This window comes from Microvirga sp. (genome assembly GCF_014699075.1).
GTDB lineage: Bacteria > Pseudomonadota > Alphaproteobacteria > Rhizobiales > Beijerinckiaceae > Microvirga.
The window spans coordinates 54,408-68,546 of the sequence record NZ_JACXAB010000002.1 but is presented as its reverse complement, the minus strand read 5'-3'; the positions used below and the strand labels follow the sequence as shown (position 1 = coordinate 68,546).

Annotated in this window: 17 protein-coding genes; 14 read left to right on the top strand and 3 right to left on the bottom strand. The window is 57.6% G+C overall.

All coding sequences use genetic code 11. From position 1 onward, the window contains the following. Positions 1 to 44: 44 nt before the first annotated feature. Genes IC232_RS03400 through IC232_RS03380 form a run of 5 tightly spaced genes read left to right on the top strand, consistent with a single transcriptional unit; the run spans position 45 to position 3,750 of the window. A complete protein-coding gene (locus tag IC232_RS03400) occupies positions 45 to 1,316 on the top strand; it encodes a hypothetical protein (protein WP_190843510.1) in 1,272 nt (423 codons plus the stop codon). Between the two features lie 30 nt (positions 1,317 to 1,346). Continuing rightward, positions 1,347 to 2,537 (top strand): site-specific DNA-methyltransferase, encoded by a 1,191-nt coding sequence (locus IC232_RS03395; protein ID WP_281413335.1) that lies wholly within the window; start codon positions 1,347 to 1,349, stop codon positions 2,535 to 2,537. 27 nt (positions 2,538 to 2,564) lie between these two features. Further along, positions 2,565 to 3,044 carry a hypothetical protein gene (locus IC232_RS03390; RefSeq protein ID WP_190843508.1) on the top strand — a complete coding sequence of 160 codons (480 nt, stop codon included), beginning with the start codon at positions 2,565 to 2,567 and terminating at the stop codon, positions 3,042 to 3,044. Between the two features lie 21 nt (positions 3,045 to 3,065). Continuing rightward, the gene (locus IC232_RS03385; protein WP_190843507.1) at positions 3,066 to 3,440 is read left to right on the top strand and encodes a hypothetical protein; all 375 of its coding nucleotides are present in this window, start codon (positions 3,066 to 3,068) and stop codon (positions 3,438 to 3,440) included. Further along, complete coding sequence (locus IC232_RS03380) at positions 3,406 to 3,750, top strand: hypothetical protein (RefSeq protein ID WP_190843506.1); 345 nt, start codon at positions 3,406 to 3,408, stop codon at positions 3,748 to 3,750. The genes IC232_RS03385 and IC232_RS03380 overlap by 35 nt, the downstream gene beginning before the upstream one ends. Before the next feature lie 58 nt (positions 3,751 to 3,808). Here IC232_RS03380 and IC232_RS03375 read toward each other — a convergent pair whose 3' ends face one another. Together IC232_RS03375 and IC232_RS03370 are read right to left on the bottom strand one after the other, a co-directional pair. Further along, the gene (locus IC232_RS03375; protein WP_190843505.1) at positions 3,809 to 4,366 is read right to left on the bottom strand and encodes a dihydrofolate reductase family protein; all 558 of its coding nucleotides are present in this window, start codon (positions 4,364 to 4,366) and stop codon (positions 3,809 to 3,811) included. 118 nt (positions 4,367 to 4,484) lie between these two features. Then, positions 4,485 to 5,606, bottom strand: coding sequence for a calcium-binding protein (locus IC232_RS03370; protein WP_190843504.1), 1,122 nt, complete (start codon positions 5,604 to 5,606; stop codon positions 4,485 to 4,487). A 232-nt stretch (positions 5,607 to 5,838) separates the two neighbouring features. On the opposite strand from IC232_RS03370, the gene IC232_RS03365 reads away from it, so the two are divergent. The 3 genes from IC232_RS03365 (at position 5,839) to IC232_RS03355 (ending at position 7,645) form a co-directional block, all read left to right on the top strand. Next, the gene (locus tag IC232_RS03365) at positions 5,839 to 6,222 is read left to right on the top strand and encodes a hypothetical protein (protein ID WP_190843503.1); all 384 of its coding nucleotides are present in this window, start codon (positions 5,839 to 5,841) and stop codon (positions 6,220 to 6,222) included. A 391-nt stretch (positions 6,223 to 6,613) separates the two neighbouring features. Continuing rightward, on the top strand, positions 6,614 to 6,907 hold the full coding sequence (locus tag IC232_RS03360; protein WP_190843502.1) for a hypothetical protein: 294 nt from the start codon (positions 6,614 to 6,616) through the stop codon (positions 6,905 to 6,907). 177 nt (positions 6,908 to 7,084) lie between these two features. After that, positions 7,085 to 7,645, top strand: coding sequence for a hypothetical protein (locus tag IC232_RS03355; RefSeq protein ID WP_190843501.1), 561 nt, complete (start codon positions 7,085 to 7,087; stop codon positions 7,643 to 7,645). Positions 7,646 to 7,765: 120 nt separating this feature from the next. Here the strand turns inward: IC232_RS03355 and IC232_RS03350 are convergent, their stop codons facing one another. Then, a complete protein-coding gene (locus IC232_RS03350) occupies positions 7,766 to 8,656 on the bottom strand; it encodes a hypothetical protein (RefSeq protein ID WP_190843500.1) in 891 nt (296 codons plus the stop codon). A gap of 529 nt (positions 8,657 to 9,185) precedes the next feature. On the opposite strand from IC232_RS03350, the gene rseP reads away from it, so the two are divergent. The 6 genes from rseP to IC232_RS03320 all read left to right on the top strand — a co-directional run bounded on the left by rseP (position 9,186) and on the right by IC232_RS03320 (position 13,877). Next, entirely contained in the window at positions 9,186 to 10,334 is a 1,149-nt protein-coding gene (rseP, locus tag IC232_RS03345) for an RIP metalloprotease RseP (protein ID WP_190843499.1), read from the top strand. Positions 10,335 to 10,726: 392 nt separating this feature from the next. After that, positions 10,727 to 11,026, top strand: a complete 300-nt coding sequence (locus tag IC232_RS03340) for a hypothetical protein (protein WP_190843498.1) — start codon at positions 10,727 to 10,729, stop codon at positions 11,024 to 11,026. 293 nt (positions 11,027 to 11,319) lie between these two features. Continuing rightward, complete coding sequence (locus tag IC232_RS03335; RefSeq protein WP_190843497.1) at positions 11,320 to 11,901, top strand: SAM-dependent methyltransferase; 582 nt, start codon at positions 11,320 to 11,322, stop codon at positions 11,899 to 11,901. A 176-nt stretch (positions 11,902 to 12,077) separates the two neighbouring features. Continuing rightward, positions 12,078 to 12,728 (top strand): hypothetical protein, encoded by a 651-nt coding sequence (locus tag IC232_RS03330; protein WP_190843496.1) that lies wholly within the window; start codon positions 12,078 to 12,080, stop codon positions 12,726 to 12,728. A gap of 20 nt (positions 12,729 to 12,748) precedes the next feature. Next, entirely contained in the window at positions 12,749 to 13,201 is a 453-nt protein-coding gene (locus IC232_RS03325; RefSeq protein ID WP_190843495.1) for a hypothetical protein, read from the top strand. Then, positions 13,167 to 13,877 carry an XF1762 family protein gene (locus tag IC232_RS03320; RefSeq protein ID WP_409564850.1) on the top strand — a complete coding sequence of 237 codons (711 nt, stop codon included), beginning with the start codon at positions 13,167 to 13,169 and terminating at the stop codon, positions 13,875 to 13,877. Before IC232_RS03325 ends, IC232_RS03320 begins: the two co-directional genes overlap by 35 nt. Positions 13,878 to 14,139 lie beyond the last annotated feature (262 nt).

Sequence of the window (14,139 nt, the reverse complement as noted above, 5' to 3'; positions counted from 1 at the left end):
TCAAAACAATCCGCTCCTCAACCGTCCTTTCGGAAGTGCACCTCATGACCAGAAAATTCGCCCTCCAGGGCGACTATGACCTCAACGATATTGCCACCATCCTGCAGGCCCTCGACGACTATGCCAAAAGCGCGAAGGCTGACGCCCACGTCTTCCGTCAAGATCTCCTCTCGGCTGGAGCAGAGGGAGCCGGAGCTGCTGTCACGCCCCGCCGCATTCCAGCTCTGATGGAGAAGCTCCGGCGCTCTGCTGAAATCGGCACCAGAGAGGATCGTGAGGCATCCTCCAGTCAGTTCGACAATTGGTACGAAGCCAAAGTCGATGCCCAGCCCGACGCCATGAAAGCCCTTGTCCAACAGTACAGCCTCGACATCGACCACACCGGAGGGGGCTGCCTCGCCTATGCTAGGCACTACGAGGATAACTGGTACTGGTGGCTGACAGCCGATGACGGCACGTCGCTTCCGATAGATCCCGATGACAAGACCTGTCAGATCGGCGCCTACCATCCCGATGGCGAGTGGTGGCTCAATTCGTCTGCAACGCCCCATCAGGCGCTGAGCGTCATCGGAACCTTCGTGGCAGTTGCCAAGGCCCGCTTTGCCGCCGGCCACCCGGCGACTTTCGCGGAGTTCAAGGAGATCCTGACCACGGCTCAGACCTCTGGCTACTTTGTGCCCGACGAAGCCACCGCGATTGCCGAAATTCTGACCGCCACGGAGGAGATCTCCGACGACAGGCCCCTGTGGCAGCGGGAGTTCCCGCGCTTTGAGGCCGATTGGATTCCCGATCTACCGGAAGGCTTCGAAGACTACTCCTGGCACAACGATGCCTGCCCTCGGTTTCACAACATCATGCGCGACCTCGTCCTTTGGGTCGATTACCCGGACCCGCAGGAGCGCGAGATCGTTGAGAACCTCCGCTATTCCGTCTGCCGCGAGCTCGATGATGGATCAATGGAGGACCTCTACTCAGCTGACGAATGGAGCTTGGTGCAGGACTTCATCGACAACTACACCCCTCCGGCAGGAACGGCGCCGAACTACAACACGCTTCTGATGCTTGCTGAAGAGGCCAAGTGCAAAAGCGACAACGATTGGGGTTCGGAACGTCAGGTCGAAGCTGAGAACCGGTTCTTCAAGGCTGCGAGGCAGCGGTTCCCCGACCACTTCTCTGACACGAACGACGACTGGCAGGAGGCGATCCACAAGGCAACCTCCGATGAGATCATCGAGGAGGCGATGCGCCGGATCGTCCAGGAGGTTGTGAAGCAAAACCCCAACCTTGCTGCCTTGCTCGCTCCCAAGACCAACTGACGCCTTCGTCTCCCCTGTACCGACCTCACGATGCACCCAGCCTCTACCAACAAGCCAACCCAGGCCCAGCTTGTCTTTCCCTTGATCGAAGCCCTGCAGGAAATGGGCGGTAGAGGCCGGGCGAAAGATGTCGGAATGGCTCTTGCCAGTCGATTTCGTCTCCCTCGCAACGTACTGGCGGAGACCGTCACAACCGGGGACGGCCAGGTCGTCAACCTTTGGCAGCGTCACGTCCGGTTCGCGCGCCAGAAAGCCGCTGCCATGGGATACCTCGCCTCCGCGGGCACCGGCGTCTGGCAGGTGACCGACGAGGGACAGACCGGGATGGCGAACGCCTCCGCTGCCATTCGGGTAATCGTATTCGTCGACCCCAAAACCAACGAGCCACGGTCGGCCACCATCGATCTTAACGTTGGACTCCCCAGCGTCCACACACTGCATTGCGCCGACAGTCGTGATCTCTCCTGGATCGATGATGGGCAAATTCCACTGATCGTAAGTTCAGCACCTTACGCTAACCTGGTTGAGTACGAGACTGCACCGGGCCAGCTCGGGGAGATCGAGTCCTATGAAGAATTCCTTCGGCAACTCGATGCAATCTGGAGAGAGTGCTACCGTGTGCTGGAGCCCGGCGGCCGCCTCGCCTGTAACGTTGGTGACGTTCTCCGCTCCCGAAAGGCCCATGGGCGCCACCACGTTCTACCCCTCCACGCCGACATTCTCGTGCGGTCCCGCAATATTGGATTTGACGCACTGACGGGGGTGATGTGGCAGAAGCTCACAAACTGCCGCTATGAGGAAGGAGCAGGTGGCGTCCTCGGCCGCCCCGGCATGCCAAATCAGGTGATTAAGAGCGAGCTCGAGCACATTTTGCTCCTCCGCAAGCCCGGCCCGTACCGAAGCCCCACCCCGGCACAGCAGGAAGCATCACGCATCTCAAAGCAAGAGCACTCAGATTGGTATCGCCCAATCTGGGAAATCCCCGGGGCTAAGGCCCACAAAAATCACCCGGCTCCCTTCCCGGTTTCGATCCCCTACCGGCTGATCCGGATGTTCAGTTTCGCAGGAGACACGGTTCTCGATCCCTTCAGCGGGTCGGGTACAACGACACTCGCCGCCATGAAGGCAGGGCGCAACTCGGTGGGGGTGGAGGTTGCGCCCTCATATTTCCGCAGCAGCGTCGAACGGCTTTCTAAAGAGGCGGCCGCTCTCGCTGCATAGCCATATCGTTCGGAGGACAATTCGACGATGATCCCACATATCGACTTAAATGAAATCGTAACCGAAGCTGGCGGAGCCGGGCTGCGCGGCGAGGAGCATCTCAAGGCTACAGCCTTACTGGCGAAGTGGCACCAGATCGAAGCCAATGCCTCCGGCGTCGTCGTCGACCACGAACTCGTGGTCATGGCCGAGGTAGGACAATCTCAGGCCAAAGTGAAACTCGTCCAGACGGGCCGCGGACATTGGCTCACAGGCTACGACTTCCGAAACAATATCGGTGGGGCCTGTTGCGCCCCTGGTGTTTGGGACCGGATCGCATTTCGTGAGAAAGACGACGCCATTCGGTTTTACGCAGACAGCGCGCGGACCTGGTTCCGTCGGCAGATTGAGTCCGGGAACAGCTGTCTTTCGGTGCGCGCCAAGGAGGAGGCCAGTAAAATGATCGATCTCCTCGCTCGCGTGATCAATCCGCCAGCTCCGGCTCCCAGGCAACTAAGCCTCTTTTGAGGCCACCTACGGAAAGCAATAATGAATCCGATCACTCCACGTTCTAACAGGGTTGAAGTCCGCAACCCTGTTCTTGGCCTTCCTGCCTTCAGGCGGATCCTCGACCTCCCGGCGCCAGAAAGGGAGGCTCTCAGCGCTCTCTTGGATGACCTATCCAAAGATGCGTTAGAGAAGGCAGAAACCTCCTGGCGAAAGAAGAAGGGGCCGATGGCGGCTTACTGGAAGGCCACTTCGGTCTATAGCCAGCACTGCGCGAGAGCGATCCGCAAGTCCGGCCGTTCAGCGATCGTCAGTTCGGCAAACATCGAGAAACCGACCACGCCGGTTCCCTACAGTTCTATCCCTTCCTCCGAGGCTATGAATGAAAACCAAGACAATTCCGCCCGTGCGGCTTGATTTCCGTAACGAAGCCTATGGGTTCGTTTATCGGCCAGTCGCATTCCGCTTCGGATACATGGGGGAGTTCTCTGAAACCCGGCGCAACAAGATCTTGGCAAAGGTTAGAAAGCAGGGCTTTGCCTACAGCCACCTACGGGAATCCTGGATCAAGGAAGACGTCTCTGATCCGGCGGCAGAAGCGCAAAGACTTGTGGTCGCCCTCGCCGGAGCTGGGCATAAAGTGGAAACCAATATGTTCTTCGCGAACCTAGTTCCAGATCAACGATCTGGAACGAAGGATGACGGTACTCTCTTGACCGACGGATGATCCTCCGCCTTTCGCCGAAGCGCAGATCCCCAAGCTGTGCGCGAGAGGCTGCTCGAGGTCAGTGTTCGCGCCGGTAGTGCATGGCGACCACGCCATTGCGGAGCGGCTTCGCCGAGATCAGCTCAAGCCGTCGTGTGCTGAGCAGCCCGCCCTGGTACAGGGTCGGGCCGTGGCCAGCGATCCTGGGATGGACGAGAAGTTTGTACTCGTCGATCAGATCCAGCCGGTCCAGCTCGGTCGCGAGTCTACCGCTGCCGAGGAGCACGCCCGCCGGAGTCGCGTCCTTGAGCCTCTGCACGCCTGTTCGCAGATCCTCTGCGATGTGGTGGCTGTTGGTCCACGGGAAGTCCTTTCGCGTCGACGACACGACGTATTTCGGCTTGGCCTCCAGCTTGACCGCCCACTCGCGTATTGCCGGCGGCGCCTCCACGTCGCCACGAGCGACCGCCGGCCAGTAGCTCTCCATCATCTCGTAGGTGATGCGGCCCCACAGCATCGCCCCGCACTCGTCCATAAGGCGGGTGAAGAACGCGTTCGTCTCATCGTCAACGATTCCCTCCTGGTGGTCGACGCAGCCGTCCAGGGTGACGTTTATGCTGAAGGTCAATAGTCCCATGTGGCGAGCCTTTGCCATACGTTTGAAAGGGCTCTAGGGTTTTTGCTCGCGGTTGAAGTTCAACTTTCGTGATGGGTCGAAAACGGAACCCCGCCGCTCAGGTGGTTGAGTCCAGACCCTAGAGGAAATAAAAGTCTGAGGCTTTGAGGGTAAGATTAGGCTTCAGTTTGAGAAGCTTGAAACCATCGCCACCCTCGCTGCTGCTCCAACTCGTCGAAAACCAAACATCGCCGGTTTTGTTGTTGTAAGCAACTTCCGTGTCAGCGTTCCAGTTCTTTAAGCCGTACGCAAACTGCTTGGATTTCAGACGTCCCGGCTTGGTGCTATAGCCATTGAAATCAATGTCTAACTTCACCGTGTCAAAGCGGGAGGAGAAATCCACGATGGTTGCTACCTTGCGAGGATCGAAACCCTCCTTCACGAGGAAGGTGTCACTCCCGGCGCCGCCATAGAGCGAGTCCCGGCCGCCGCCTCCATCGATCAGATCATTTCCGGCGCCCCCGTAAATCGTATCCTTCCCATACGAGCCAGTGATCTTATCGTTCCCCCGCTCGCCAGAAACGGTAATCTTCTCGCCCGAGAATTTGAAAACATCGTTCAAATTCGAAAGCTGGAAACTCTCAACGTTCAAGTAGAGATCACCTGTGGCATCGCCTGAGCTCTTGCGCGGATCATTGAAGTCGACAACGACTCTTCCTGATCCGGAGAGGAAGCTCACAGCATCAATCCCGTTGCCGCCGTCGATGGTATCCTCGCCTGCTCCACCGATGAACGTGTCGTTGCCGCTAAAACCGGCCAGAGAATCCGCATGGATCGTCCCGCTGATCCGATCCGCCCCCAGCGTCGGCAGTAGAAGTGCGCCAATTTCCCCGTCGTGGAGAACAATCTGGGTTGGAATACCCATTGCCAATGCCGTTTCCGGCTTGATGGCCGACCAGTTTCCGGCATTGTCAGTTACGGAAACGCCGTTAAGCTGAAAAACGCCACGAGCTGCATAAGGCTGTGCTCCGAACTTTCCGGATGCCGTCACCGTTCCGACGCTGGTGAGGTAATCGAACCTAACGTCGCCGAACAGGTATCTCTGTCCAGCCACGTATGTCAGGCTTAAGCCGCGAACCCCAGAATGGTCATCGGTAACCGACGCCGTAATCGTTGTTACAAATTCACCGACAGCCAGGTTGCCCTCAGTCGCACTGAGAGTAACCCAGTTTAAAGTGGGGGCTGTTGCGTCTGCCGGCATGGGCGAAACTCCTGGCTAGGATCGATTTCCACGTCTCCCATACCCAAACTTTCCTTGCAACTAGGTTTATTTGTCTGCCCGAGCAGCATCTGCTTCTCGCAGGTCGGCGCGCAGCCGTTTCAGAACCCTATCCTACCGGTGACCGTCTGGTCCTCGTTGCTCAAGACAGTGCGCTTTCGTTGAATTATAACTCGGATCGTGGTAAAGCTAATTCGCCCATAGGAGCGCAGACATGGACTTAGCGATGACTACAAAACCCGAGGACTTGGCCGCGGCTCAGGCCCAAACAGCGCTTCTCCAGAACCAGCAAAATCTGGCCGCAGCACAGATCGCTCATCGAGAAGCCCTGACCGCGGTCGCATCCCGAAGCCCCTTCGGCCGTGACATGCTCCGCCATCTCAATGCCGGTAAGTCGATCGAGCAGGCATTTGGGCTTGCGGCTACCCATTATGCCAAGATCAATGCCAAGGCAGGGTTAGGCCCGATCCTGAATAATATCAGCAAATTCGCTGCGGACTTTGGCCTGAAATTCCCGAGAGAGAAGCTGATGACCCTTCGCAAAAACGTCGAGCATGTGGTCAGCCGAGAACGCGAGGCAGGACGCCAGCTCAACTAAGGTCAGAAAACGGGGGAAATGAACACCTGCCCCGGTTCAGATCCACCGTGAGAAAGGCCGCCCTAGGGTGGCCTTTCTTTTTCCGGTTGATCTCGCCACTACCAATACCATTCGATCCGAATTAAAAGTTACCACCGCCTCAGAGCTTTGCGAATCCATGTCCCATCTGGTTCTCCTGATTTACGCCGCTCCCCTCATCATCATCGGGCTATGCCTCCGTATCATGGGAATCGGTACGTTCAGGCTTCCTGGGTTCAGAAGGCGCTCCAAACCTCCTGCTTCAACATCTCCGTCACCGAAGGCGAGCCAGCGCCGACGCGGTCGGTCAGCAAGTGCCTCCGGCTCAGGCACCGCTCCCGCTGCCGGAGGAGGTGCAGCCAGCATCCCCGGGGTGAACACCTCACCACGCCTGAAAGCTCCAGCCCCTGGCAAGACGCCTGCCACTCACGATCGCTCGGCTGACATCATCCGCAAGGGGCTGAATGGTCAGATCGCTGGCGAGCGGCAGGAAGCAGAGCGCCTTCGCAGCGAACAACGGCATCTGCAGGAGCAGAACCTCCGGAATCAGGAGAACACCCGCCTTCAGGAAGAGGCAAGGCTACGGGAAGAACTGGAGCGTGCCGAGCAGGAGCGACGCCGCGAAGAAGAGCGCCTGGAAGAAGAAAGGCGCCGATCTTACTCGTGAGAAAACGCTGGACGCCAGTCCCGGACAATTCCAGCGGAAGAATTAAGCGGGTCCTAAATTTTCGATTTTAACTATGCCAGTCGCGGAAGTTATACGTCCGTCGCGCATCAACATAGGGGCGAAATTTTGCCGAGGATATTAGAGACAACGCACGTCATGCTCCATTGGGGAGCAACTATGGGGAACACAGGCGGCCGAGGTAATAAACATCACGGCACCATCATGCCCCAATATGAAGATCTTCCAAAGCAGGTCGAGAGCATCATTGAAGAACTTAACGAGGAAGCTTGGGAAATAAAATCAGTTACGCCTCTTGTTGAGACCTACTACACGTCCGCTGTGCTTCAGAACCCAAATGATATGTTCGGAGTAACAAAGACCAACGCAGGGTCCGAGACCATCACAGGAACCTATACAGCAGGAGTGTTGATCCTTGCCCAGCGGTGGAGAGAAATTTCTGACGCCGAAGCCGCCGAAAGGAGGCGTCAAAAACAAGAGAAGCTGGACGCCGAAGAAGCTAAACGTGCGGCCGAGGCTGAAGAAGCGAGAAGGAATGCCGGCCCGATCGCCTACGAAAGAGTGATGAACATGCCTATTGAGCGTAATGGTGGCATCATGTCCAACACATGGATCTTCAACGGCCGCGAATACCATACCAAAGGCATGGCGGAACAGGCGCGCATGGAAATGGCAATGCAGGCACGCGTTGACGCCGAACGCGCCCGCGATCAAGCCTAGCAAATCTCCCTAAAGTGCTTCACAGGAAAACACCCGCCGATGGCGGGTGTTCTTGCATTCCGGCAGTGGTCCAGGTCTGGAACCAGTGCCTATACGCAGCGGGGAACCCCTCCCGTATGTCTACAGGATGAAATACGACTTCGAGAGGCTCATGGCATCGTCCAGGTGAATTGAGAAATCCGCGAAGCCGTCGCCATCTACGTCGCCATAGATGAAGGTGTCAGAGGCACCCTTGTCATACCGTAGTTCACCGGCCTTGTTGCCGAAGGCTGAGGTTCCGATGAAGCTGAAGGCACCGTTCCCGGCGGTGGTAACGTCAGCGTCGATCGCTCTCAGGTCGATCCGGTCGTTCTGGGCCTTCGAGAAGTCGAAGATCGTGTCGCGGCCACTGCTGTCGACGGTCGAATCCCTGACGGACTTGAAGACGAACGCGTCCTTTCCGGTCCCGCCATAAAGACGGTCGCTGCCACCGGACCCGGAAATCGTATCATTGCCAGAGCCGCCAGCAATCTTGTCCCGGCCATTGCCGCCATTCAGCCGGTTCGCAGCCGAGTTGCCGTTGATCGCGAACCCAAGTTCAATCGAGATTGTATCTCCATGGTTGAACGGGAGACCGTCCGCATTCACATATAGAGAATTCTTGGTAATGGTTACATTCTTCCTCGTGATATCTAATGAGGTATCGGAAACCACAATGTCTGCGGCATAGAGGGACTTGCTCAAACCGCCTCCAAGCCCATCGAACTTCAAGCCGTACCCGTTGAAGCCGCCCTTATCCGGAACGTTTGTGAAGTACCCCGAGTACCCACTAATGACCGTATAGTTGAACCGGCTGCCGGAGATGTCGAACTGCGCCGGCACGACGTTATAGAGACTACCGTCCAGCTCATAAAATTTCGAGTTGTTGAACTCGATCTTATTGCTCGAGATCTTTGCAGTCGCTGGCTTTGTGATTGGGTTGTCTCGCTCCGGCGAATAAACAGTCAGCCGGACAGTCGTTCCATTAAGCATTGTTAGCCCCTAGCACTGTAGTTGGTAGCCCCAGCACCAGATAGCTTAAGTGTAATGTGTTCACAATCAGATTTACCTGAGCGAACAGACCTGACGGTCAAAACCCCAAAAGGTAGATCTCATGCGCAGCGGTTCCTCTCGTCTCGAAATCTCCCCTATTCCAGGTGGCGATGTTGTCGCCGCACTCGCTCGTATTCTTACGACGATGAACGGTGCACAGCCTTCGGACAGGAGCCCTGACCAACCCGTCGGCGCTGACGCCACTGGTGAGGAGGAAGGCTACTCCATCGAGGCACATGCGATCCTTGATCAACTCTCGGCACAAGGGTTCATCGTTTCTCGATCTGCGAGAGATCGCTCCCTTGGGCCTAAGCTCCGCGACACCCATGCGAGTGGGAATGCAACCTGATAAGGGCCGCCCCTGGCGGCCGGCCCGGACCTCCTTTTCAGGAATTCCCCGCAACGGAGGCTGCCATTTCCAATCGATCCGCATTAAAAGACGGATAGCCGAAATAGGAATTCTCAAATCATGCTGCCCTTTTTGGAATCGATGGTGTCCGCGCTCCTATCGCTCCCGCTGATACTGGCGTCCTTCGTCTTCGTTCTCGGGATTGTTGTCGCCGTGCACGAATATGGCCACCTTGCCGTCGCACGGGCATTCGGCATCAAGGCCGAGGTCTACGCCCTCGGCTTTGGCAAGTGCCTCTGGTCCCGCACCGACAAGAAGGGGACCGAATGGCGCCTGTGTCTAATCCCTCTCGGGGGCTACGTTAAATTCCGAGGCGATAAGAACGCAGCCAGCCTTGCCTCCCATGAGGCCCTCGCTTCGATGTCGGACTCTGAGCGAAAAGCGAGTTTCTTTCATGCGAGCCTCCTCGCCCGCGCTTGCACTATCGCTGCAGGGCCGCTCATCAACATAGCCTTCGCCGTCGTGGTCTTCAGCGGCATCGTGCTCTACCAAGGACAGGCTGTCCTGCTCGGTAGGATCGATAAGGTCACCGAAGGCACCCCAGCCGCACTCGCTGGAATGAAGAGTGGTGACATCATCACCGCGATCGACAGGGTTCCGATGCCAGGCGCTCAGGAGATCGTCACAACCGTCGAGCAGAACCCCAGCAAGACCATGGTTATGACGGTTTCCCGCGGTTCGGAGAGTCTGGATTTCACCGTCACCCCGGTTATGAAGACACGGAAGACCACCGGCGGCCTTGAGACCTCTCCGATAGTTGGCGTCAGTTTCATCACCACAGCCGAGAATATCGGCCACACGCGGATCGGAGTTCTGGATGCCGCTCAGCACGGGATCTCTATCACCTACAAGGTCGCTGAGCTGACGGTCGCCACACTGCACAAGATCGTTACCGGTCAGGAGGGTGTTGAGAACCTGTCAGGCCCGGTTCGAATTGCCGCCATCTCAGGCGATTTCGCTGAAAGCCAGGGGTTGTTTGGACTGGTGCAGCTGATTGGTGTGATTTCGGTCTCGATCGGCCTGATGAACCTTCTGCCCATCCCGGCCCTCGATGGCGGACACCTTCTCCTGTTCGCCTATGAGGCTGTTGCCGGACGGCGCCCGAACAAGACAGTCGAGCAATTCAGCTTCGGCGTCGGCCTTGCCTGCGTGCTGTCGCTCATGGTCTTCACGACCTTCAACGACATAGCGCAACTAGCCTTCCGCTAGTGCCGGGAGGTCCCTATGGAACCGCAGGCAACTTTCGTTCAGGCATGCCTCGCTGATCAGGCCGATCCATCCCAGGTGGACGACTGGGTCGAAAGGTGGCACTCGCAGCCAACACAGGCCGAGCTCCATGAGTATCTCGGTCTGTCCCTCGCCGAATACGGGCAGTGGGTTAAGAGCCCAGACTGCCTCGCTGGCCTCATAACGGCCAAGCGAAGCCAAGCCTAGAAACTGATCGGAGGGCTTGAGGCTCTAGCCTCGCCCTCCACCTTTCACCGAGCCCTAGCCGCACTATCGACGTCGCCCCCGTGCCCGATTGCCGCTGATCACACCGCTCGCCTCGACCCCTTCCATAGATCCCAAACGTCGCTCTTTCCCATTAGGGAGGCTTACCTATGCCTACGACATCGGTTTTGGCGGAGGCCCTCGTTCTCCTCAAGGATGCGGCATCAGGCGTCGCAAACCTGACGAAGCTTGATCAAACGTCCGGCGCCCTACTCGACATCCTTATTGACGATCGAACACTCCCTGCTCCGGTACGTGTCTATCTTGAGATCCAGGAAGTTCGGCGCGGCTTCCACAATCAGAGAAGGATCGCTGGTCTCCTGGCTTCCTACGGGAAGACCTACGAACCGTTCCCGCGCCGCCGACGCACCAGGCCGCGCTCCCGCAAGGGCGCCAAGTCCAATCAATAAACTCAAATCAAATCGGATCGGGTAACAGGATCCTGTCCGATTTCCCATTCCGTCGCCGTCGAGAGTCAGTTCAGGCCATGAGTAAAAGTCCTCGCGGTGGAACCGCAGTCATGGCGCATCGGGCCTCCCAGGAAGCCTACCATCCACTCGTTGATAGTGACCAATGGCGAAAGCTCGATCTGTTCCCGACGCCTCCGTGGGGGACGAGAGCTCTCTTCAAGCACGTCTTTCCGGCTCTGAACCTTTCGCCTCGCATTCGCACTGCGTGGGAGCCAGCCGCAGGCTTCGGCCACATGAGCGAGCCACTTAAAGAGTTCTCCACCTCCGTCCTTGCATCCGATATCTACCCTTACGGCCCACATCTGGATGCTCAGATAGACTTCCGCCTTGCCGATCCTACGTCATCCCTTGTGGATTGGGTCATCACCAATCCGCCGTTCGACCATTCTCATGAGTTCCTCGAGATGGCGATGAAAATTGCCCGGAAAGGTGTTGCGTTTCTCGTCCGCTTGGCATGGCTTGAAAGCCAGAGCCGCTATCACGCACTCTGGACGCAGACGCCTCCCACGGTAGTCGCCGCTTTTACCGAACGATTGCCAATGTGTCTGGGCGGGTGGGATCCAAAGTTGTCAACAGCGACGGCCTATGCCTGGTACATTTGGGTCCGCGATGAGGACGGCAAATGGCCCTGTGTTCAGCACCAGCCGTTCTTCATCCCCACATTCCTGATCCCGCCAGGTTGCAGGGAAACCCTCACTTCTGAAACGGATTTCATCCTCGCACGGCGCTATGTTCCTGGCTGGATCTCGCCGACAGAACGCCGGAAACTCGAGAAGCTGCAGGAGAGATCGGTTCCGTTGCTTGCCGCTGAGTGATCCTGTTAACCAAGGCATGAACTCACCAGTAGATCGCAGTTGATAGTCCTGTGGAGCGATAGATCGCATCGAATAAACAGGGGATAATGAAACTCACAAATTGCATTGAAAACGTTTGAAGATCTTTGGATCAAAACGGGTGATCTGAAACAGAGGCTAATCCCCGGGAGCATCACATGATCGGACGTCTTGCCAGCCGCCGTATGTCGCTTGAGAAAACTCTTTCTGTGATTGGAACTGCCGGCCGCAAAGACGATGCGCCGCGTCTGTCTGCGTATCTCTACGAGATGATGATGCGCGAGACCTTTCGGGCGATCAACGACTTCGATATCAGCCACGGAATCTCTGGCGGTGCGGCCTGGGCGGATCACTGCGCCGTCACCGCGTTCCTTCAGGGTGGCTTGGAGAGCCTCACGCTTTATGTTCCGGCTGAGTTCGACGGACGCCGCTTCGTTCCGGATGCCAGCATCCAGTTCAATCCGGGGAAGACATCGAACTACTATCACGACATCTTCTCTCGGGCGATGAACCGCGACACGCTGCGGGATCTGGCCGTCGCACAGCAGCGCGGTGCCCGCTTCATCGTGGCTCCTGGTTTTAAGAACCGGAACAGCGACGTCGCCCGGTCCAGCGCGATGCTCTGCTTTACCTTCGGTACATCGGCAGCTGCTGCCGTCGATTTCCGGCCCGGCGATGCCGGTTTCAGCGACAGCCGTGCCGGCGGCGTGAAGGACGGCGGTTCCGCCGACACCTGGACGAAGGCCACGTCGCAGGCCGTGAAACGCCACGTCAATCTCTCCAGGTTGGCGCAGGCCCTTGTTGCGTAAGTATGAGTGAGAGTTGCGCTATGGCACAGACGCCCCAATGGTCCATCTTCCGGGCCGCCGTATTCGAGACCGAGACCATGCATGTCCTGTGGTACCAGGGGGAATCCCGGATCGTGATCGGAGAGGATGAGAAAACGCCCGGGAACAGTCTTATGGCCAACGTGATTGTCGACCGGCTCAATTCAGGGGCTGAGATCGCGGAATACCACGAGTCCGGGGACTGGATCATCGACCGACCAGTCTCTACGGGGTCTGACGACAACGGTGTTCTCATTCTCGACATCGACGGCGACGTCCGGATCGAAATCCTCGACTCGGACGACGTCGAAGAGAACGTGAGGCTCGCCCAGAAAGTTGCGATGATCTTGAATACGACCGACTTCTCCAATCTGGCCTCGATCCCCCTCGTGCGAATTCCACCCACGGTGCCTACCCCCTTTGTCCAAACGCTTCCTGTTCGAAATCACGGATAAGGCAACCGCCAACGCCATTGTGCGCGAGCTCCACCGACACTCCTCAGAGATCGGCGTGTCGGTGAAGCAAATCCTTGTTCGGGATCGCAATTCCCAAGATGTCCTCGGCGTTGGCATTCTCGGCCGTCCAGTCTCGCAAGTGCTTGATGACGGAGTGACCCTCGAGGTGAGCCGAACAGCAACTGACGGTACGGCCCACGCGTGTTCTGCGGTCCTGGGAGCTTTGGCCCGGGAAGCTCAACTGATAAAGCTTCGGGGGCGGACCATCTATCGGCTCACCACCTATACCCGCGTCTCCGAGAGCGGAGCATCCTTGAGGGCGGCAGGCTGGCGCCTGGACATCCAGCACCACTCCCGTTTCATCCGTCACGGTCTAGGGGTCAAACGAGCGATCGTCCCCATTCAACCAAAATCCTGGTCAAACGCCTCGCGCCGACGCCCTGAGCGCACCCTCGGCGAGCCCCGACTGCGCTGGATCAAGCTGCTTCCAGCAGCTCACAATGACAGTGCCGCGTTCGAGATGGGTCGGGCGGCCGCTTCCGCCGGCGCGAAACTCTCGGCCAATCCCTACTCCTTCCCCGTCCTGAGAGCCGATGGGATTGCCCAGACTGATTTCATCGGCGGAGATCTTTGGGAAATCTGGCGGGAAGGTTACCGGATGATCTCGCCCGCGTGAGGGATAGCCACAGGCGAGGGGATTTCCCTCGTAGTTTGCGGGAGAATGCCTGAAGGCTGGGATGTCTGCTCTCTCGAATTGAAATGCATAAAACTATGAACTTTATTTCGGGTGAGAGAGTATGGTAACAATCCGACGTGGACAATCTTTAAGAGGCTGTCCAAGTCAAAAGGTGAAGATCTAACTTTCCAAAACCCCACTCAAAACAGAGCTTTGACTTCAGAGCCGAACGGCACTGCGCTGTGCCGAGGTTCCGAATGAG